At 67.7% G+C, this 20,018-nt stretch carries 17 protein-coding genes and 1 pseudogene; 12 read left to right on the top strand and 6 right to left on the bottom strand.

Features of this window, described 5'->3' with window-relative positions; translation table 11 throughout:
* Position 1: 1 nt before the first annotated feature.
* Positions 2-1,264, bottom strand: a complete 1,263-nt coding sequence (locus G6N24_RS04060) for an Rv1453 family transcriptional regulator (protein ID WP_085162116.1) — start codon at positions 1,262-1,264, stop codon at positions 2-4.
* Positions 1,265-1,851: 587 nt separating this feature from the next.
* Here G6N24_RS04060 and G6N24_RS04065 point away from each other — a divergent pair.
* Together G6N24_RS04065 and G6N24_RS04070 are read left to right on the top strand one after the other, a co-directional pair.
* Positions 1,852-2,124: a PE family protein gene (locus tag G6N24_RS04065; protein WP_232070768.1), complete on the top strand. Its 273-nt coding sequence runs from the start codon at positions 1,852-1,854 to the stop codon at positions 2,122-2,124.
* Positions 2,125-2,169: 45 nt separating this feature from the next.
* Positions 2,170-3,354 (top strand): PPE family protein, encoded by a 1,185-nt coding sequence (locus G6N24_RS04070; protein ID WP_085162117.1) that lies wholly within the window; start codon positions 2,170-2,172, stop codon positions 3,352-3,354.
* 287 nt (positions 3,355-3,641) lie between these two features.
* Here the strand turns inward: G6N24_RS04070 and G6N24_RS04075 are convergent, their stop codons facing one another.
* Positions 3,642-3,929: a hypothetical protein gene (locus tag G6N24_RS04075; RefSeq protein WP_085162118.1), complete on the bottom strand. Its 288-nt coding sequence runs from the start codon at positions 3,927-3,929 to the stop codon at positions 3,642-3,644.
* A 410-nt stretch (positions 3,930-4,339) separates the two neighbouring features.
* Here G6N24_RS04075 and G6N24_RS04080 point away from each other — a divergent pair, with 410 nt between their 5' ends.
* On the top strand, positions 4,340-5,692 hold the full coding sequence (locus G6N24_RS04080; RefSeq protein ID WP_085162119.1) for an MFS transporter: 1,353 nt from the start codon (positions 4,340-4,342) through the stop codon (positions 5,690-5,692).
* On the opposite strand, the gene dapD is transcribed toward G6N24_RS04080, so the two are convergent.
* Both dapD and G6N24_RS04090 read right to left on the bottom strand, forming a co-directional pair.
* Complete coding sequence (gene dapD, locus G6N24_RS04085) at positions 5,653-6,606, bottom strand: 2,3,4,5-tetrahydropyridine-2,6-dicarboxylate N-succinyltransferase (RefSeq protein ID WP_139822535.1); 954 nt, start codon at positions 6,604-6,606, stop codon at positions 5,653-5,655. The two genes, G6N24_RS04080 and dapD, sit on opposite strands and share 40 nt — an antisense overlap.
* A gap of 252 nt (positions 6,607-6,858) precedes the next feature.
* A pseudogene (locus tag G6N24_RS04090) lies at positions 6,859-8,171 on the bottom strand (ISL3 family transposase).
* Between the two features lie 168 nt (positions 8,172-8,339).
* Between G6N24_RS04090 and dapE the strand changes: the two are divergent.
* Positions 8,340-9,404: a succinyl-diaminopimelate desuccinylase gene (dapE, locus tag G6N24_RS04095; RefSeq protein ID WP_085155883.1), complete on the top strand. Its 1,065-nt coding sequence runs from the start codon at positions 8,340-8,342 to the stop codon at positions 9,402-9,404.
* Positions 9,405-9,413: 9 nt separating this feature from the next.
* On the opposite strand, the gene G6N24_RS23830 is transcribed toward dapE, so the two are convergent.
* Positions 9,414-11,552 (bottom strand): AAA family ATPase, encoded by a 2,139-nt coding sequence (locus G6N24_RS23830; protein WP_085155886.1) that lies wholly within the window; start codon positions 11,550-11,552, stop codon positions 9,414-9,416.
* 87 nt (positions 11,553-11,639) lie between these two features.
* On the opposite strand from G6N24_RS23830, the gene G6N24_RS04105 reads away from it, so the two are divergent.
* The 7 genes from G6N24_RS04105 (at position 11,640) to G6N24_RS04135 (ending at position 17,288) form a co-directional block, all read left to right on the top strand.
* The gene (locus G6N24_RS04105; RefSeq protein WP_085155889.1) at positions 11,640-12,203 is read left to right on the top strand and encodes a TIGR00730 family Rossman fold protein; all 564 of its coding nucleotides are present in this window, start codon (positions 11,640-11,642) and stop codon (positions 12,201-12,203) included.
* A complete protein-coding gene (gene fadD6 / locus G6N24_RS04110) occupies positions 12,175-13,980 on the top strand; it encodes a long-chain-acyl-CoA synthetase FadD6 (protein WP_085155892.1) in 1,806 nt (601 codons plus the stop codon). The genes G6N24_RS04105 and fadD6 overlap by 29 nt, the downstream gene beginning before the upstream one ends.
* Before the next feature lie 183 nt (positions 13,981-14,163).
* Positions 14,164-14,988, top strand: coding sequence for a dihydropteroate synthase (folP, locus tag G6N24_RS04115; RefSeq protein ID WP_139822164.1), 825 nt, complete (start codon positions 14,164-14,166; stop codon positions 14,986-14,988).
* Positions 14,985-15,974 (top strand): glucosyl-3-phosphoglycerate synthase, encoded by a 990-nt coding sequence (locus G6N24_RS04120; RefSeq protein WP_085155898.1) that lies wholly within the window; start codon positions 14,985-14,987, stop codon positions 15,972-15,974. The genes folP and G6N24_RS04120 overlap by 4 nt, the downstream gene beginning before the upstream one ends.
* Before the next feature lie 39 nt (positions 15,975-16,013).
* Positions 16,014-16,367: a DivIVA domain-containing protein gene (locus G6N24_RS04125; protein WP_085155901.1), complete on the top strand. Its 354-nt coding sequence runs from the start codon at positions 16,014-16,016 to the stop codon at positions 16,365-16,367.
* Between the two features lie 68 nt (positions 16,368-16,435).
* The gene (tag, locus tag G6N24_RS04130) at positions 16,436-16,954 is read left to right on the top strand and encodes a DNA-3-methyladenine glycosylase I (RefSeq protein WP_085155904.1); all 519 of its coding nucleotides are present in this window, start codon (positions 16,436-16,438) and stop codon (positions 16,952-16,954) included.
* A gap of 166 nt (positions 16,955-17,120) precedes the next feature.
* Positions 17,121-17,288 (top strand): DUF3117 domain-containing protein, encoded by a 168-nt coding sequence (locus tag G6N24_RS04135; RefSeq protein ID WP_008714277.1) that lies wholly within the window; start codon positions 17,121-17,123, stop codon positions 17,286-17,288.
* A gap of 28 nt (positions 17,289-17,316) precedes the next feature.
* Here G6N24_RS04135 and glgA read toward each other — a convergent pair whose 3' ends face one another.
* A complete protein-coding gene (gene glgA / locus G6N24_RS04140; protein ID WP_085155907.1) occupies positions 17,317-18,480 on the bottom strand; it encodes a glycogen synthase in 1,164 nt (387 codons plus the stop codon).
* 264 nt (positions 18,481-18,744) lie between these two features.
* On the opposite strand from glgA, the gene glgC reads away from it, so the two are divergent.
* Positions 18,745-19,959, top strand: coding sequence for a glucose-1-phosphate adenylyltransferase (glgC, locus tag G6N24_RS04145; RefSeq protein WP_085155909.1), 1,215 nt, complete (start codon positions 18,745-18,747; stop codon positions 19,957-19,959).
* The last annotated feature ends 59 nt before the right edge of the window (positions 19,960-20,018 follow it).

Here is a 20,018-nt window from a genome sequence, read left to right on the forward strand (position 1 = left end):
TTTATGCCGGAACGCCGTCACGACGGCCGGTGGCCGAACCCGATGTGGTGGCGTGTTTGCCGCGCCACTGCAGCGCTTCGAGGGCGACGGCAATGTGGACGGTGGTGTGGTCCAGGGGCCGCGGAAGCAGCCGTTGAGCGGACTCTACCCTGCGCAACAAAGTATTGCGGTGGGTGTAAAGCCGCTTCGCGGCGCGGGAGGCGTTGCATTGTTCGTTGATGAACGTCAGCAGGGCTTGCTGCAGCGCCGGACTGGCCGACTCGAGGTCTCCGAGGGTGCTCGTGATGAATTCGCTTGCGGCTTGCGGATTCTGGGTGATTAACGAGACTAACTGCACGTCGGCGAAGAACGCGACCTGCTGGTGTGACTCCAGCCGGGCCAACGTGCGCTGCGTGGTGAGAGCGTCCAGATGGCTGCGCCGGAAGCCCTCGACTCCGGGGGCGGTGGTCCCGATGGCGATACGCGCGTGGGGCGTGCTGATCGCCCGCTGCACCTCGTCGACGCCCAGGGCGGCGGCGTCGGCCAGCCAGACCCAGCGGGTGGCGGCACCGGCGACCACGATCAGCTGTTGTGCCGATCCGACGGCGTGGCTGAAGGCGTCTGCCGCTCGGTCGAGGTAGCTGTGGTCACCGTCGAGGTCGTCGCTCCAGATCACGGCGGCCGTGTGGTTTTGGTCGAGGCGATAGCCCAACCGCGCTTCGGCGCGCTCGCGGCTGATGGGAGCTCCATCGAGAATGAGGTCGACGGCTTCGAGGCGCTGGGCGTGTGTGCCGCGCGTCAGTTCGTCGTGCTCCAACTGCATGTGCGCGGTGATGCCCTCAAGGGTGGCTGCCAAATACTCGTTGATCGATTGCGCCGATACATCGAGCATTTCGCGCAATTCCCGCGGGTCGGACGTGAGGTCGAACGCGATCTCCATCCAGCGTCGCCAACCTACGTATTCGCCCACGCGATAGATGTCGAGCGCCAGCACGTCCAGCCCGCGTCGCACCAGGTCCCGCGCCATGGTCAACGGCTCGGGGCCGAGACTGGCCGGCACCGGGGCTCCTGGGTCACGCATGTTGGCCGTCGCCCAGTGGACCAGATGGGCATGGTTGGCGCGGCGGACAACTTTGGCCAGGACGGGGTCGTTGGCGATGGCGGGGTTGGTCGCCACGGTGGCGCGGTCGAGCTCTTCGATCCACTCCTTGCTGGGGTTGAGCGCGATCCGTGCCCCCTCACGGATGAGCTCGCGCACACGAGGCGACGGGCGTTGCGCGGCCATGGGCCGACTTTAGGGCCCAGGGTGTGCACTTTGCACCCTGAGACAGGACTTCTTGGTGAAGATTTCACCTTTGGGCAGCCGTGGCGCAACGGTAATCATTGGCTGCGGAAGGGACCGGATCGTGTGACCGCCAACGATTCTGATCACCGCGATGCAAAATACACGGATGTTATGGGGGCTCTAGGCGGCGGGGCCGCGTCCGGGGCGGCCAGCACGGGCGGCGGTCGCGCGAAAAATCGAGCGAAAGCGAACATGAGGTAAACAACAGAAGTACTTTGGGTGTCGCGACGCGAAGCCCTGTGTGCACTTTGCACCCCCGGTCTGGGCTGCTTGGGAAGATCCGACCATTGGCCCGGCCGGCGGGTGCATTTTGCATCTGCGGACGCAGCAAGTTGGGCGGATTTAACCTGTTGTCTCCGTTATGTCTTCGCAATCATTGGGGCCAGTTCGACACCACCAACGGCGATGGTGCGAAGGAATCAAAGCGACCGGATCTCTTGACTACCAAGCAAAATCGTGATCCGCACAGGCAATTGCTCGGGTTGCTACAGGAGGAAAAACGCGTGTTTGTGAATGCACAGCCAGAGATGCTGGCGGCGGCAGCCGGTGTCCTGCAGTCCATCGGCACTTCGACCGCCTCGAACAATGCCGCCGCCGCCGCCACGACGACCGGGGTCGTTCCCCCGGCCGCTGACGAGGTGTCGCTGCTGCTGGCGGCGCAGTTCGGCGCGCACGGGGCGATGTATCAGGCGGTCAGCGCCAAGGCCGCGGCAATTCACGACCAGTTTGTGGTCACCCTGGCCACCAGCGCGAGTTCGTATGCGGCGACCGAGGCCGCCAACGCCGTGGCGACCCAGTAGCCGACTCGACGGTATTCGAGCCGACGGAAAAGTAAGGGCAAAGCAATGGATTTCGGAGCGTTACCACCTGAGGTCAACTCGGCGAAAATGTATGCCGGTCCGGGTTCGAGCTCGATCCTGGTGGCCGCGGAAACCTGGGATGGGGTGGCTGCCGATCTTTATTCGGCGGCGTCGGCGTTTCAGTCGGTGATTTGGGGGCTCACGGCTGGGTCGTGGCTGGGCCCCTCGTCGGGTTTGATGGCCGCGGCGGCCTCGCCGTATGTGGTGTGGATGAGCGTGACCGCGGCTCAGGCCGAGCTGACCGCTAACCAGGCTCGGGCCGCTGCGGCGGCCTACGAGGCGGCGTTTGGGTTGACCGTGCCCCCGTCGGTGATCGCCGAGAATCGTGCCGAGCTGATGATCCTGATCGCGACCAACGTGCTCGGGCAGAACACCGCGGCGATCGCGGCCAATGAGGCCGAGTACAGCGAGATGTGGGCCCAGGACGCCGCGGCGATGTATGGCTATGCGGCCTCCGCGGCGGTGGCCACCGAGACGTTGGCCCCGTTCGAGGACGCTCCGGAGATAACCAACGCCGGTGGGCTCGTCGAGCAGGCCGCCGCGGTGGAGGAGGCCACCGACACCGCCGCGGCCAACCAGCTGATGACGAATGTGCCCCAGGCGCTGCAGCAGATGGCCACCCCCACGCAAAACACCGCGTCGACGTCGAAGTTGGGTGCGCTGTGGAAGACCGTCTCGCCGCACTTGTCGCCCATGAGCAACATCATCTCGATGGTCAACAACCACGTGTCGATGACCAACTCGGGCGTTTCGATGACCAACACCATGAGCTCGATGTTGAAGGGTTTCGCTCCCGCCGCGGCCAAGGCTGCCGAAACGGCGGTCGAAAACGCAGCTAACGCGATGGGGTCGGTGGGCAGCGGGCTGGGTTCCTCGGGCTTGGGCGGCGGCGTGGCGGCGGGCCTGGGTCGGGCGGCGTCGGTCGGCGGCTTGTCGGTGCCGCAGGCCTGGGCCGCGGCCAACCAGGCTGTCACCCCAGCGGCGCGTGCGCTGCCGCTGACCAGCCTGGCCGGCGCTGCCGAAGCTGGAGCTGGAGCCGCACCAGGCCACATGGTGGGCGGGTTGCCGCTCGGGCAGATGGCCAACAACGTCGGCGGCGGCAGTGTGGCCAGTGCTTTGCGGATGCCGCCCCGCGCCTACTCGATGCCGCGTATCCCGGCGGCCGGATAGCCGAACCAGCCTGAGCTGTAATCGATTTCAACACAGAGAGCAGCTGACATGAGCACGCGTTTCAGGACCGATCCGCGTGCGATGGGGGAGATGGCGGGCCGCTTCGAGGTGCGCGCCAGACCGTGGCGGACGAGGCGTCGTAAAGCCAGCCACGACGAGCGGCAGAAGCAGGCTCGCAGCGGCAGCTGAACCGATTCGATTCCGGACCGGCTGGGACCTCGCACGCGTCCCAGCTCCCAGCCGGTCCGAATGCGGCCGACGTGACCCACATGCCGGCTGCCCGATGGTTAGGGGACCAGCGCCCAGACCGGATGGGTGACCGACCACACCGGGTGCGTCAGGTCATCGGTGTAGTGGTACACCGGGTGCGTCGGAGGCGGCTCGGGGCGCATCGGAGGTGTCATCGGATGCATCGATGTTGCGCCCGGGCGGAGCCCGGGTGCCATCGCGTGCGACCCGGGCGCCATCGGCTGCCCCGGCTCGGCGGAAGCCACGGCTGGTCCCACCAGTGCTCCGGCGAGTGACAGGCCGACCGCGCACAGAACACCCGCCGATAGGGTCCGAATCTTTGACATTTCAAACTCCCTTCCACGTAGGTGTTGGTGCCGGCTCACCCGGTCGCCGTCATGCCGCGTTTGAGAGCACCGGACACCTGGCCAAATTGTCATACACGGTTGACAATATGAACGATAGCCGCGGCGGAGCAAACTGTCAACCAAGGTTGTCGGACGTGCGCCCAGCGTGAACTCATGGCGAGTTTTCGGGCCGATTTCTAGCCCTGGGCTGGCCGACAACGCTGACATGCGCCGAGCGTGCCGATAATGCGTGCCCCGGCAGCAGCCCGCCCCGTGCGCCCCGACACGCAGGAAACTGCCAGCATTTTCACCTGGGCCGGGCGACGCGTCTTCACGTAGCGTCGTCGTGTGCGGACGCGGGCAACGGGGACTTTGCCGTGACGGCTGCGGACAGCCCCGGGGGCGCGCCGATGAAGCGGGTTGCGGTCGCCTGTGTTGCCGGCACGGCAGTCGAGTTCTACGACTTCGTTATCTACGGCACCGCGGCAGCGCTCGTGTTTCCGACGGTGTTCTTTCCCCGCCTCGGTCCCACCGTGGCCACGGTCGCTTCTATTGGGACATTTGCCGCTGCGTTTCTGTCCCGTCCGCTCGGTGCCGTCGTCTTTGGGTACTGGGGGGACCGGCTAGGCCGCAAGAAGACCCTCGTCGCCACGCTGCTGATCATGGCCGTATCGACCGTGATGGTGGGCATGGTTCCCAGCGCGGCGACCATAGGCGCTGCAGCCCCGCTGATCCTGATCAGCCTGCGGCTGCTGCAAGGGTTTGCCGTCGGTGGCGAATGGGCGGGGTCGGCGTTGCTGAGTGCGGAATACGCGCCCGCCGACAAACGCGGCAGGTACGGCATGTTCACACCGGTCGGCGCCGGAATCGCGGTGGTGCTGGCGAGCCTGATCTTTCTCGCAGTGAACCACACCATCGGAGAACACAGCCCCGCGTTCATGCAATGGGGTTGGCGCATACCGTTTTTGATTAGCGCGGGGCTGATCGTCATCGCTGTATACGTCCGCGTCAACATCGACGAGACCCCCGTGTTCGCCCGCGAGAAAGCCCGAGAAAACACCCCCAACGAGGCGCCCGAGGCACCGCTGATCGAGATCATTCGCCTAGAGTCTCGTGAGATCGCTCTGGCCACGGGCAGCATCGTCGGCTTTCTTGGTCTCACCTACATGTCCACCACCTTCCTGACCGCCGACGCCCGCGCCCACCTGGGCTATTCCCGCGACCTCATCCTGTCCGCCGGCTTGCTGGGCGGGCTGGCGAGCATCGCGTCCATCGCGTTGTCAGCCAGCTTGAGCGATCGAGTCGGGCGCCGCCGCATGATGTTGGTCGGGGCGACGGGGTGTCTAGCGTGGTCGTTTGTGGTGATGCCGCTCATCGATAGCGGAGAGCCCATTTTGTTCGTGGCGGCTATGGTCGGCATGCACGCCATCGCTGGGGTCGGCTTCGGACCTGCGCCGTCGTTCATCCCGGAACTGTTCGCCACCCGCTACCGCTACACCGGAACGGCGCTGGCGAGCAATCTCGCCGGCATCGTTGGGGGCGCGTTGGCGCCCGTTCTCGCCGGCACCCTACTGACGACCTACGGCAGCTGGGTGATCGGTTTCATGCTGGCAGTCCTGGTGATGGTCAGCCTGGTCTGCATCTATCTACTCCCCGAACCCGGCGGGATATCGTTTGCGTCCCAATGCATTCGGGCTCGTGGTGCTGAGGCCGAAGACAGCCGTCAGTTGGCGTGTAGGGCCTCGTTGAGCACGATGCCCTGACCGTCGCGCGGGACCACCTCGACCGCCCCGGTCACCGAATTGCGGCGGAACAACATGTTGCTGCCGCCGGAGAGTTCGCGTGCCTTGACCGAACCTCCGTCGGGCGTGCCGACCTTGGTGCCCGCGGTGACGTACAGGCCGGCCTCGACGACGCAATCATCGCCCAGCGAGATGCCCAGCCCGGAGTTGGCGCCGAGCAGGCAACGCTTGCCAATCGAGATGACTTCCGTCCCACCGCCGGACAGCGTGCCCATGATCGACGCTCCGCCGCCGATGTCGGAGCCGTCTCCGACCACCACGCCCGCCGAGATGCGGCCCTCCACCATCGACGCGCCTAGGGTGCCGGCGTTGTAGTTGACGAAGCCCTCGTGCATCACGGTGGTGCCCGGTGCCAGGTGGGCGCCCAGCCGCACCCGATCGGCGTCGGCGATGCGCACACCGGTCGGCACGACGTAGTCGACCATGCGAGGGAACTTGTCGATGCCATACACGGTCACCGGCCCCTTGCGGCGCAGCCGCAGCCGGACCGTTTCGAAACCGTCGATTGCGCACGGGCCATGATTCGTCCACACCACGTTGGTCAATACCCCGAACAAGCCGCCGGCGTTCAGCCCATGCGGCGCCACCAGGCGGTGAGAGAGCAAGTGCAGCCGCAGGTAGGCGTCGCAAGCGTCGGCGGCGACGTCGTCTAGCGAGCCGATGCTGGTGCGGACGGCGATGGTCTCGGTGCGGCGGTCGTCGTCACGGCCGACCAGCGCCGCCAGCTCGGCCGGAATATCGGACACCGCCAGTCGCGACGTTGCGCTCTCGCCCGATTCGGTCAGTTCCGGCGCGGGAAACCAGGCGTCGAGGATCGATCCGTCGGCGGCCAGCGTCGCCAGCCCGATGCCCGCAGCACCAGTCACGTTCGACACGCTACTTCCCCGGCCGAGCAGACACAAAAGCCCCGCATTTCGGGTGCTCCTGACCTATCCGTGGGTTGATGGGTTGGAAGTTTCTTCTTGCTTCCTTCCGCGATAGTTGCTCGTTGGCGCTGCCTGCGTGGGAGGTGTCCATGTGGAGCCCCCCGAGCGCAGCGAGGCGGAACGACATGGACACCGACGCGCGGGTGGCGCAGAATCGGCGACGCTGCGGAAGGGGCCCGCCAGGGGTGCCCTGGTGGGGTGTTAGCCGCGGCCGGGCAGTGTGGGGCGGTGGCCGCCGAGGGCGAGCATGGCCAGCGCGATCAGTGCGGCGGGGTTGTGAAACCCGAACGCGACGCGGGTCAGGACCCGGATTTTGGTGTTGGTGGATTCGATCAGTCCCTGGGACAGGCCGTGGTCGAGGGCGGCGTCGATGGCCTGGCGGTGGCGCACGATGCGGCCGGCCAGCTCGACGAATACCGGGATGCGGCAGCGCCGCGCCCAGGAGATCCACCGGTCCAGGGCCTGTTTGCCTTCCTCGCCCTTGACCGAAAACACGTGCCGTAGGCCCTCTTTGAGCAGATAGGCACGGTATAGCCGGGGATCGGTCTTGGCGATCCAGGCCAGTTTGGCGGTTTGACGTTCGCTGAGGTCTTCGGGGTTTTTCCACAGCGCATAGCGGGCACCCTTGAGCCGCCGTGCCCGCTCATGACCCGGCCGCGGCGCGGTGTTCTTGGCGGGCCGGCCACGGCCCCATTTGGCCTCGGTACGCGCCAGCGTCCGCGCGTCATTCCAGGCCCGGCGCCGCTCGGCGTCCAGGGCCTCGGTGGCCCAGGCCACCACGTGAAACGGATCGGCGCAACGGATCGCGGCCGGGCAACGCTCGGCGACGACGTCGGCGATCCAGTCCGCCGCATCGGCGGACACATGGGTGATCTGCGCGGCCCGGTCGGCACCCAGCGCGTCGAAGAAGCGCCGCAGGGTGGCGGTGTCGCGTCCGGGCGCGGCCCAGATCAGGTGGCCGCTGTCGTGGTCGACCACCACCGTCAAATACTTGTGGTGGCGTTTGTAGGCAATCTCGTCAATGCCGATACGACGCAGATTGGCGAACCGATCGACGGTCTTTTCGGTGTCGGCCCACACCCGGGCCACGACTGCCCCCCACGGTGCGCCAGGCGATTCGCATCAGTTCGCACACCGCGGTTTTCGAGCAGGCCACCGCCAGCCAGGCCACCGTGTCATCAAAGGCAAACGTGTGTCCAGCATGGTGACGCGCCCACGGCACCATCACCACGGTCGGCCCATGGGCGGGGCAATTCACCCGCGGCGCCTCGGCCTCCAAAAAACACCCGGATCGTGCCCAAGTCCAAGCCCCGCCACCGCCGCGGTCCCTCACCCCGGTCATACCAGGGCGCCTTGCGTTGACAGCGGCCACAGCGGCCCGACATACCGCTGCGCGAGCGCACCCGCGCCACCACCAACTCCGCGCCATCGCCGTCTTCAGCGAACTCGATGTCCTCGATTACCGTGCGGCGGTCGACACCAAGCAGCGCACGCCATAGCCTCACATTGCGCACGTCGTTGCTGGCTCCTTTGGTTTCGGACCCTTCACAAGCCAGAAACCTTAAGCCACAACGGCGTGCGCCCCTACTTCGCTGCTATCCACCCACGGAACTGTCAGAAGAGCCGCATTTCGGCCCGATTTGGGGGCTTTTGCGACTGCTCGGACCAACTAGGCTGGGGCCGTGCTGGACTTGCGCGGGGATCCGATCGAGTTGACTGCTGCCCTGGTCGACATCCCCAGCGAGTCGGGGAACGAGGCGCGCATCGCCGACGAGGTGGAGGCGGCGTTGCGCGCCCAGACGTCGGGCGTCGAGATCGTGCGCAACGGCAATGCCGTGCTGGCGCGCACCGCGCTGCACCGGCCGACGCGGGTGCTGCTGGCCGGCCACCTGGACACCGTCCCGGTGGCCGGGAACCTGCCCAGCCGCCGCGAGCGCGGCGAGCTGCACGGCTGCGGCACCGTGGACATGAAATCCGGCGATGCGGTCTTCCTTCATGTGGCGGCAACCGTGGCCGACCCGGTGCACGACCTGACGCTGGTGTTCTACGACTGCGAGGAAATCGATTCGGCGGCAAACGGTTTGGGTCGCATCGAGCGCGAGCTGCCGGATTGGCTATCTGCCGACGTGGCGATCCTGGGCGAGCCCACCGCCGGCTTCATCGAGGCCGGTTGCCAGGGCACGCTGCGGGTGGTGATCAGCGCGATCGGTACCCGCGCACATTCGGCGCGCTCGTGGTTGGGCGACAACGCAATTCATAAGCTGGGCCCCGTACTGGACCGGCTGGCGGGGTATCGGGCACGCAGCGTCGACATCGACGGTTGCACGTACCGCGAGGGCCTGTCGGCGGTGCGGATCGACGGCGGCGTCGCCGGCAACGTGATTCCCGACGCGGCCGCGGTGACGGTCAACTACCGTTTTGCGCCCGACCGGTCGCCCGCCGCGGCGCTGCAGCACGTGCACGACGTGTTCGACGGGCTCGGCGTGGAGATCGAGCAGACCGATGCCGCGGCGGGGGCGCTGCCCGGCCTATCCCAGCCCGCCGCCAAGGCGCTGGTCGAGGCCGCCGGCGGCCAGGTCCGGGCGAAATACGGCTGGACCGACGTGTCCCGGTTCGCCGCCCTGGGCATACCCGCGGTCAACTACGGGCCCGGTGACCCCGACCTGGCGCACCGGCACGACGAACGCGTGTCGGTCGATCAGATTACCGCCGCGGTGGCGATGCTGCGGCGCTACCTGAGCGGCTGACAGTCGGCCCTAGCGCCGCGCCTGGGCGGCGGCATCGGCGGCCGCCGCGCGCATCCCGACCGCCGCCAGCTCATCGGACACCGCCGCCAGGGCCGCCCTGTCGCGGTTGGCCAGCGCGCGTGCATGGTTGACGACGATGTTGCCCACCGCACAGTCGATCTCGGCGGCCAGTCGGGTGACCGGGTCGACGGCACGGACGTCGCCCAGCCGAACCGCGTCGTGCCAGGCGCACAGAGCCACCGCCGACTGCCCGGCCCGCTCGGCCGTCCGGGCCGCCTCACGGGCCGCGCTGATGGCGCCCGTGGTGTCCCGGGCGGCCGCTCTGGTCCACGCGCGCGCCAGCCCCAGCTCGGGTGCGAACAAAGCGGACTTCGTCCCGTGGCGAGTTTCGGCGCGGCGCAACGCTATTGCGGACGCAGGTATGTTGCCCTGGTGCGCCAGTGCCGTCGCCAACAACATCAGCGACAGTGGCCCCCACGAGTAGCCGGTGCGTTCCAGCGTCGCCGCGGCCGGCTCCAGCATCGACGCCGCCGCGCCGAATTCGCCCTTGATGATCAGCACGTCTGCCAGCAACACTTCGCCCACGGCCCGACCGGGTTGCTGCAGTTCGGCGAAGTCGGTGAATCGCTGGGCCAGTTCCTGCGCCCGCGCCACGTCGCCGGCCATCAGCAGCGAAGTGATCTGGGCTAGGCCGGTGGTGAATCGCAGCAGCCCGGGATGCTCGGCGGCCAACGCGCGCTCGGCCATCGGCTCGACGTCGCGCCACCGGCCCATCCGCGCCGAACATAATGCCGCGGCGCTGGCCGCCCAGGCCACCGCCATGTCCGCCACCGGTCGGGACAACACCTCGGCGGCTATCGCGGTGGCACGCTGCAGATTCCCGGCGTTCATCGCGAACGTGGCGGATAGTGCTTCGAGGGTGAGGCGGGCCGCTGGGTCCGACATCCGGTTGCGGGTGGTCTGCAGGAACGCGGTGGCCCGCTCGGGCTCGTCGAGCATCCAGAATTGGTTCGCGGCCCGGGGCACCGCCCAGGCCATGAGCTCGGTGTCGGACAACTCGCCCGGATTGACCGCCGCGAGCACCGCGCCGGCTTCGCGACCGCGGCCCTGCCAGGCCAGCGCTTGGCCCAGGACAAGTCGCGCCGCAAGTCCGCCCGAGGAATCCAACGCCGCCCGCGACAACCGCTCGGCGAGCGTCAGGTCGCCGAGCCGCAGCGCCTGCTGGGCGGCCTCGGTGACCTCAGCTACCGGCTGCGGGGCGTCGCTGTTCAGCGCCAGCGACGCCAGCCGGAGCCGGTCGCTGAGGTGGTCGGACGGATGCCGCGACAGCAGCCTGACCAACTCGGTGCGCCGTCGTCGCGCGCCCTCGGCGCCAAGCTCGGCACGCGCTCGTTCGGCGAATAGCGGGTGCGCCGTGTAGACCACCGGGTCGTTCGCGCCTTGGCCGCGCACCCGGGTCTCCGCCGCGCCCAGGTCCTCCGCCTGCCGGACCGCGCCCTCGCCGGCGAGGATCGTCAGATCGGCGAGCGAGAGGGGCTCCTCGACGGCGAGGTAGTCCAGCACTGCCCGTGCGGCCGCAGGCAGCTCGGCAATGAACTCGTCGACATCGGCCGCGTCGGATCGTTTGGTGGCCCCGCCGGGCGGCTCGATGTCGATCCGATGGAGCAGGCCGTCGGTCCATAACGCGGCGATGGCCTCGGGGGCTGCCTCGGCGCGGGCGGTGACGATCATTCGGGCCGCGCCGGCCAGCGCCAACTGGTACACCAGTGTGGCTGACAGGACGTCGAGGTCGTGCGCGTCGTCGACGACGAGCAGTAGGTCCCCCTCCCGATCGGCGCTGCCCAGCGATGCGCGTGCCGCCCGCAAGAGGGCAGCGGGCTTCCCGATGTCGGCAATCTGCACCAGATGGCTGAAGGCCCCGAAGGGGACCACGCGTTCGGTCGGGGTGCCGGTGACCCAGCGGATCAGCGTGCCCGGGTGTCGAGAAGCGAAGTTCTCGGCGGCCACGCGGGCCAACGTGGATTTGCCGACGCCGTCGGGCCCGAGCACGACTGCGCCGCCCCGCGCCACCGGAGCGTCCGGGTCCAGGACAACGTCCAACCGCTCCAACACGGCCGAGTGTTCGGGGACGTTCCATCGAATCGGCACTGCCGGATTTTATGGTGTTCGGCGCGCGCGTTGCGATGGGGCCAAATGCCGCACGAGTTCCGCACCCGTGGTCTACGTTTGGCGTGTATGTCCGCGAAACGCGATTCCGCCGGCGACTGGACGGTGGCCGTGTATTGCGCGGCTGCACCGACGCATCCCGAGCTGTTGGAGCTCGCCGCCGACGTCGGCGCGGCGATCGCCGCGCGTGGTTGGAACCTGGTATGGGGCGGCGGTCACGTTTCGGCGATGGGGGCTGTCGCCTCGGCGGCGCGGGCTCGTGGCGGCTGGACCGTCGGCGTGATTCCCAAGATGCTGGTCCATCGCGAACTGGCCGACCATGACGCCGACGAGCTGATCGTCACCGACACGATGTGGGAGCGCAAGCAGATCATGGAGGATCGCGCCGACGCGTTCATCGTGCTGCCGGGTGGCGTCGGCACCCTCGACGAGCTATTTGACGCGTGGACCGAGGGGTATCTCGGTGTGCACAAGAAACCGATCGTGATGCTGGACCCGTGGGGGCATTACGACGGCTTGTTGGCCTGGATGGACGGATTGCTCGACGCCGGCTACATCGCGCAGACCGCGGTGGAACGGCTCGTGGTGGTCGATAAGGTGAGCGATGCGCTTGAGGCCTGTGCGCCCGCTTGAGGTCGACGTGTCCACCCGGGTCAGCCTGACCGACATCGCATCCCGGGTGCCGGGCGTACTGGCCGACTTGCCGGTGATCATGCGCGGGGCGCGGACCGGGCTGCTGGTCCAGCCCAGGTCCAAGGCGTCGATCGGCACGGTTTTCCAGGACCGGGCGGCTCGCTATGGTGGCCGGATCTTCCTCAAGTTCGGGAGGTTTGGCGACCAGCAAATCACCTACCGCGAGGCCAATGCGACCGCCAACCGGTACGCCGCGGTGCTGGCCGCGCGCGGTGTCGGCCCCGGCGACGTCGTGGGGATCATGCTGCGCAATTCGCCCAACACCGTGCTGGCGATGTTGGCCACGGTCAAGTGCGGCGCCATTGCCGGGATGGTCAACTACCACCACCGCGGCGACGTGCTGGCCCACAGCCTGGGCCTGCTTGACGCCAAGGTATTGATTGCCCAGTCCGACTTGGTCGGCTTCGTCGGCGAATGTGGCGCCTCGAGCGGCGAGGTCCTGACCGTCGAGGACCTGGAGCGATTCGCCGCGACCGCGCCCGCCACCAACCCGGTTTCGGCCTCGGCGGTGCGGGCCAGGGACACCGCGTTCTACATTTTCACCTCGGGCACGACCGGATTCCCCAAGGCCAGTGTGATGACGCACCAACGGTGGCTGCGTGCGCTGGCCGTGTTCGGCGGGATGGGGTTGCGGCTGAAGGGCTCCGACACGCTCTACAGCTGCCTGCCGCTATATCACAACAATGCGCTGACCGTGGCGATGTCGTCGGTGATCAATTCCGGGGCGACGCTGGCGCTGGGCACGTCGTTTTCCGCGTCGCGATTCTGGGACGAAGTGATTGACAGCGGGGCCACCGCGTTTGTCTACATCGGCGAGGTGTGCCGGTATCTACTCAACCAACCGCGCAAGCCCACCGACCGGGCGCACCGGGTCCGTGTGATCGCCGGTAACGGGCTGCGGCCGGAGATCTGGGGCGATTTCACGACGCGGTTCGGTATCGGGCGGGTGTGCGAGTTCTACGCCGCCAGCGAGGGCAACTCCGCTTTCGTCAACATCTTCAATGTGCCTGGGACCACCGGCATCTCACCGATGCCATTGGCCTATGTGGAGTACGACCCGGACACCGGCGCTCCGCTGCGGGATGCGAGCGGACGGGTGCGGCGAGTGGCCGCCGGTGAGCCCGGCCTGTTGCTCAGCCCCGTCAATCGGCTGCAGCCCTTCGACGGCTACACCGACCCGGTGGCCAGCGAAAAGAAGTTGGTGCGCAACGCTTTCCGTCAGGGCGACTGTTGGTTCAACACCGGCGACGTGATGAGCCCCCAGGGCATGGGTCATGCCGCATTCGTTGACCGGCTGGGCGACACCTTCCGCTGGAAGGGTGAGAACGTCGCCACCACTCAGGTCGAAGCGGCGTTGGCCTCCGACGCATCCGTCGAGGAGTGCACGGTCTATGGCGTCGAGGTTCCGCGCACCGGCGGCCGCGCTGGCATGGCCGCGATCAAGCTGCGCGAAGGCGCCGGGTTCGACGGCCAATCCATGGCCCGTGCGGTGTACGGCCGGCTACCCGGCTATGCGCTGCCGCTGTTCGTACGGCTGGTGAAGTCGCTAGAGCACACGACGACGTTCAAGAGTCGCAAGGTGGAGCTGCGTGAGCAGGCCTATGGTCCCGGCGTCGAGGACCCGCTGTACGTTCTGGCCGGCCGCGACGAGGGCTACGTGCCGTACTACGACGGATACCCCGACGAGGTTTCGTCCGGTAAGCGACCGCGGGGCTAGAGGCCCTGGGTCGAGTCTGCGCCGACGGCGTCGAGACTGCGCACAGCGCGTGTGTGAGGCCCGCCCCGGAGCCCTGAGCGCAGTGTCGATGCCGACGGCCCGGCGCGCCGTGCTGACAGGCACTATGGATGCGTGCAGTCAACTCTGTGCGGCCGGCTGGTCGCGGGGGATCGCGCGCTGATCATGGCGATCATCAACCGCACTCCGGACTCATTTTTCGATAAGGGTGCGACCTTCAGCGAGGGAGCTGCCAGGGACGCCGTGCACCGGGCCATCGCCGACGGTGCCGACGTGATCGACGTCGGCGGTGTCAAGGCCGGACCAGGCCAGAGCGTCGATACCGACACCGAGATCGCCCGGCTGGTGCCGTTCATCGAATGGCTCCGCGCTGCCTACCCGGACCAGCTGATCAGCGTCGACACCTGGCGCTCGGAGGTGGCCAGGCTCGCCTGCGCGGCGGGCGCGGACCTGGTCAACGACAGCTGGGGTGGCATCGACCCCGCCATGCCGCAGGTGGCCGCCGAGTTCGGCGCGGGCCTGGTGTGTGCGCACACCGGCGGCGCGCTGCCGCGCACGCGTCCTTTCCGGGTGAGCTACGGCACGACCACCCGCGGGGTGGTGGACGACGTGATTCGGCAGGTCACCGCCGCCGCCGAGCGGGCGGTCGCCGCCGGAGTCGCCCGCGACCGGGTGCTGATCGATCCGACGCATGATTTCGGCAAGAACACCTTCCACGGGCTGCTCCTGTTGCGTCACGCGGACGAACTTGTCAAGAGCGGCTGGCCTGTGCTGATGTCTTTGAGCAACAAGGACTTCATCGGAGAGACTTTGGGCGTGCAGTTGACCGAACGCGTTGAGGGGACACTGGCGGCCACCGCGCTGGCGGCGGCGGCCGGAGCACGCATGTTTCGGGTGCACCAGGTTGCGGCCACCCGGCGGGTGCTGGAAATGGTCGCCGCCATCCAGGGGACCCGCCCACCGACGCGCACGGTGAGAGGGCTGGCATGACTGCATCTGAGTTGGTCGCCCGCGACATCGCCGGTGACGGAGCCCTCGCCGCACGACCTGGGGACATCTGGCTGTCCGACCGCACCTGGAGCCGTCCCGGCTGGACGATCGCGGAGTTGGTGGCGGCCAAGGACGGGCGCACGATCTCGGTGGTGCTGCCGGCACTCGACGAGGAAGACACCATCGAATCGGTGATCGACAGCATCTCGCCGCTGGTGGACGGGCTGGTCGACGAGCTGATCGTGCTGGACTCGGGCTCCACCGACGACACCGAGATCCGAGCCGTCGCCGCCGGCGCCCGCGTCGTCAGCCGAGAGCAGGCGTTACCCGAGCTCCCGACGCGGGCCGGCAAGGGTGAGGCGCTGTGGCGCTCGCTTGCGGCCGCCAGCGGTGACATCGTGGTGTTTGTCGATTCCGACCTGATCAACCCGCACCCGATGTTCGTGCCGTGGCTGGTCGGCCCCTTGCTCACCGGCGAGGGGATTCACCTGGTCAAGGGCTTTTACCGACGGCCGTTAAATGTCACTGACGGCGCCGCCCCAGGCGGCGGCGCGGTTGCAACGGGCGGTGGACGGGTCACCGAGCTGGTGGCGCGGCCGTTGTTGGCGGCGCTGCGGCCGGAGCTGGGCTGGGTGCTGCAGCCGCTGAGCGGCGAGTACGCGGGCACCCGGGAGCTGCTGACATCGCTGCCGTTCGCCCCTGGCTACGGGGTGGAGATCGGCCTGCTGGTCGATACTTTCGAGCGGCTGGGGCTGGACGCGATCGCGCAGGTCAACCTTGGCGTGCGGGCCCACCGCAACCGGCCGCTGAGCGAGCTGGGGGCGATGAGCCGCCAGGTCATCGCGACCCTGCTCTCACGTTGCGGGATCCCCGATTCCGGCGTCGGGCTGACCCAGTTCCTCGCCGACGGCGACGTCTATACGGAGCACACCTGGCCGGTGTCGCTGGCGGATCGCCCGCCGATGAATAGGCTGCGGCCGCGCTGACTCGGCGGGGTGTCGGAGGGGTAGGGCAAGATCAACGACGTGGCGTTGGTGTTGCTGTACTTGGTGGTGCTGGTCCTGGTCGCGATCGTGTTGTTCGGCGCGGCCAGCCTGCTGTTCGGCCGCGGCGAGCAGCTGCCGCCCCTGCCGCGGGCAACGACGGCGACGATCCTGCCCGCGTACGGGATCACCGGCGCCGACGTCGACGCGGTCAAGTTCACGCAGGTCCTGCGCGGCTACAAGACCAGCGAGGTGGACTGGGTGCTCGACCGGCTCGGTCGTGAGCTTGAGGCGCTCCGTGGCCAGCTGGCCGCGATCCACGCCTCGTCGGCCGCCAAGACCGAGCCTGCTGCCGGGGAACCTGAGGACGGCGGGGAGCGTCAGGACACGATGTGAGCGACTCGAGCGTTCCGGGACTGGTGCGCTGCGGCTGGGCGGATCTTCGCCCCGGGCCCTACACCGCGATGTACCGCAGCTATCACGACCACGAGTGGGGCCGCCCGCTGCACGGCGGGGTGGCACTGTTCGAACGGATGAGCCTGGAGGCCTTCCAGAGCGGCCTGTCGTGGCTGATCATCTTGCGCAAGCGGGAGAACTTCCGGCGCGCGTTCTCTGGATTCGACATCGAGCAGGTCGCCCGCTATACCGAGGCCGACGTGCAACGGCTGCTGGCCGATGACGGAATCGTCCGCAACCGGGCCAAGATCGAGGCGACGATCGCCAACGCGCGTGCGGCCGCCGACCTGGGGTCGTCCGAAGACTTGTCCGAGCTGCTGTGGTCTTTCGCGCCGCCACCCCGGCCCCGGCCTGCCGACCTATCCGAAATTCCTTCGGCCAGTGCGGAATCGAAGGCTATGGCGCGGGAGTTGAAGCGGCGCGGGTTCCGCTTCGTCGGGCCCACTACCGCGTACGCGCTGATGCAGGCGACCGGGATGGTCGACGACCACATCCGCGATTGCTGGGTGCCTCCGATGGCCCCATGACCCCGCAGAGCCGGGTCTTTGTGCACCCGTGGACCCGGATAGGGAACAATGGGGGAGTGATTTGGCAGTTCAATGTCGGGTATGGCTGGAAATCCACTGGCGGGGCATGCTCGGCGCCGGCCAGGTCCGTGACGGCGGGCCAGCTCGAATCTGGAGGGAGCACTCGATGGCGGCGATGAAGCCCCGGACCGGAGACGGTCCTCTGGAAGCGACAAAGGAGGGGCGCGGCATCGTGATGCGGGTACCACTCGAGGGTGGGGGTCGTCTGGTCGTCGAGCTGACGCCCGACGAAGCCGCCGCACTCGGTGACGAGCTCAAGGGCGTGACTGGCTAAGTCCAGCTGACCGGCGAATGGTTGGCTATTACTCGCACACCTTCCGGTAGATGTCTAACGTCTGCTCGGCGATGTGCGCCCACGAGAATTCTTCGACGCAGCGCTGGCGTCCCGCGTGGCCGTAGCGCTCCGCTCTCGCAGGGTCGGCGACCAGGGCGTTGACCGCCTCGGCCAATCTGGCCTGGTAACCGGATGGGTCGGCGGCGTCGTAATGGACCAGCGACCCGGTGGTTCCGTCGGCGACCACCTCGGGTATCCCGCCGACGTCTGAGGCGACCACGGCGGTCGCGCAGGCCATCGCCTCCAGGTTCACGATGCCCAACGGCTCGTATACCGATGGACATGCGAAAACTGTTGCTGCCGAGAATATTTCGCGTAGCTTGCCGATGGGCAGGATGTCCCGGATCCAGAAGACGCCGGTGCGGTTGCGGGCCAGTTCGGCCACCGCCGATCGCACTTCATCGGCGATCTCCGGAGTGTCGGGAGCGCCGGCGCAGAGCACCAGCTGGATGTCCGGTCTGAAGCGGTGCGCGGCTGCCAGCAGGTGAGCAACGCCTTTTTGCCGGGTAATCCGTCCGACGAACGCCACCATGGGCCGATGGGGGTCGACTCCGAGTTCGGCCAGCACAGACTCGGTGCCCGCGGGCTCGGCCGGATACCACACGTCGGTGTCGATTCCGTTGCGGATCACGTGCACCGAGTTCGGATCCAGCGTGGGGTAAACCCGCAGCATGTCGTCGCGCATGCCGCAGCTGACCGCAATGATCGCATCGGCGGCCAGCACCGCGGTGCGTTCCACCCACGTGGACACCCGATAGCCGCCGCCGAGTTGCTCGGTCTTCCACGGCCGCATCGGCTCGAGCGAATGCGCGGTCAGGACGTGCGGGATGTCGTAGAGCAACTTGGTCAGATGCCCCGCCAGGCCGGTGTACCAAGTGTGTGAATGCACAACGGTGGCCGCGTGCGCGGCGTTGGCCATCACCAGGTCTGACGACAAAGTGGACAGCGCCGCGTTGGCGCGGCTCAGGCGCGGGTCGGGCTGATGAGCGATAGCACCCGGGCGGGGCGCACCCATGCAGTGCACGTCGACCGCGCACAGCCGGCGCAGTTGGGATACCAATTCGGTGACGTGTACCCCGGCCCCGCCGTAGACCTCCGGTGGGTACTCCCGTGTCATCATCGCCACCCGCATACTGCGCACCGTAGTTCGGCGACGATGCGGGCCGCGCGGCGGCCCGTTGAGGAGCTGGACAATTGGGCGCGGGTTCGGCGACGATGCGGGCCGCGCGGCGGCCCGTTGACGAGCTGGACAATTGGGCGCGGGTTCGGCGACGATGCGGGCCGCGCGGCGGCCCGTTGAGGAGCCGTCCAAATGCCTTGATGGACAGCTCGTCAGGACGGTGGTGGCAGGGAATTCCCCTGGCAGCGGTTCGCGGGGGCCGATAGGTTTGAGCACATGAGGGAAGCGCCACACGTGCTGGGCATCGTTCTGGCCGGCGGTGAGGGCAAGCGGCTGTATCCGCTGACCGCGGACCGGGCCAAACCCGCGGTTCCCTTCGGGGGCGCCTATCGGCTGATCGATTTCGTGCTGTCGAACCTGGTAAACGCCCGATACCTGAGGATCTGCGTTCTCACCCAATACAAGTCGCATTCACTGGACCGCCACATTTCACAGAACTGGCGGCTATCCGGTCTGGCGGGTGAGTACATCACCCCGGTGCCGGCCCAACAGCGCCTGGGGCCCCGCTGGTACACTGGCTCCGCCGATGCGATCTATCAATCGCTCAACCTGATCTACGACGAAGATCCGGACTACATAGTGGTTTTCGGAGCCGATCACGTTTACCGGATGGACCCCGAGCAGATGGTCCGGTTCCACATCGACAGCGGGGCCGGCGCTACGGTGGCCGGCATCCGGGTTCCGCGCGCCGACGCGCATGCGTTCGGATGCATTGACGCCGACGAGTCCGGCCGAATCCGCAGTTTCGTCGAAAAGCCGCTGGAGCCGCCCGGGACTCTCAACGACCCCGACACGACGTTCGTCTCGATGGGCAACTACATCTTCACCACCAAGGTACTGATCGACGCGATCCGCGCGGACGCCGATGACGATCACTCCGACCACGACATGGGCGGCGACATCATCCCCCGGCTGGTGGCCGACGGGATGGCCGCGGTCTACGACTTCAACGACAACGACGTGCCCGGTGCCACCGACCGCGACCGGGCCTACTGGCGTGACGTCGGGACGCTGGACGCGTTTTACGACGCCCACATGGACCTGGTGTCGGTCCACCCGGTGTTCAACCTGTACAACAGGCGCTGGCCGATCCGCGGTGCGACGGAGAACCTGGCGCCGGCGAAGTTCGTCAACGGCGGCTCCGCTCAGGAGTCGGTGGTGGGTGCCGGCAGCATCATCTCGGCGGCATCGGTGCGCAACTCGGTGCTGTCGTCCAACGTCGTGGTCGACGACGGCGCGATCGTGGAGGGCAGTGTGATCATGCCGGGCGCTCGGGTCGGCCGCGGCGCGGTGGTACGCCACGCGATCCTGGACAAGAACGTCGTCGTCGGGCCCGGCGAGATGGTCGGAGTGGACCTGGAAAAGGACCGGGAACGCTTCGCGATCAGCGCCGGCGGCGTGGTCGCTGTCGGCAAGGGCGTGTGGATTTAGTACCGCGAGCAGACGCAAAAGCACCCATTTCGGCACGAAAATGGGTGCTTTTGCGTCTG

Source organism: Mycobacterium lacus, assembly GCF_010731535.1.
Taxonomy (GTDB): domain Bacteria; phylum Actinomycetota; class Actinomycetes; order Mycobacteriales; family Mycobacteriaceae; genus Mycobacterium; species Mycobacterium lacus.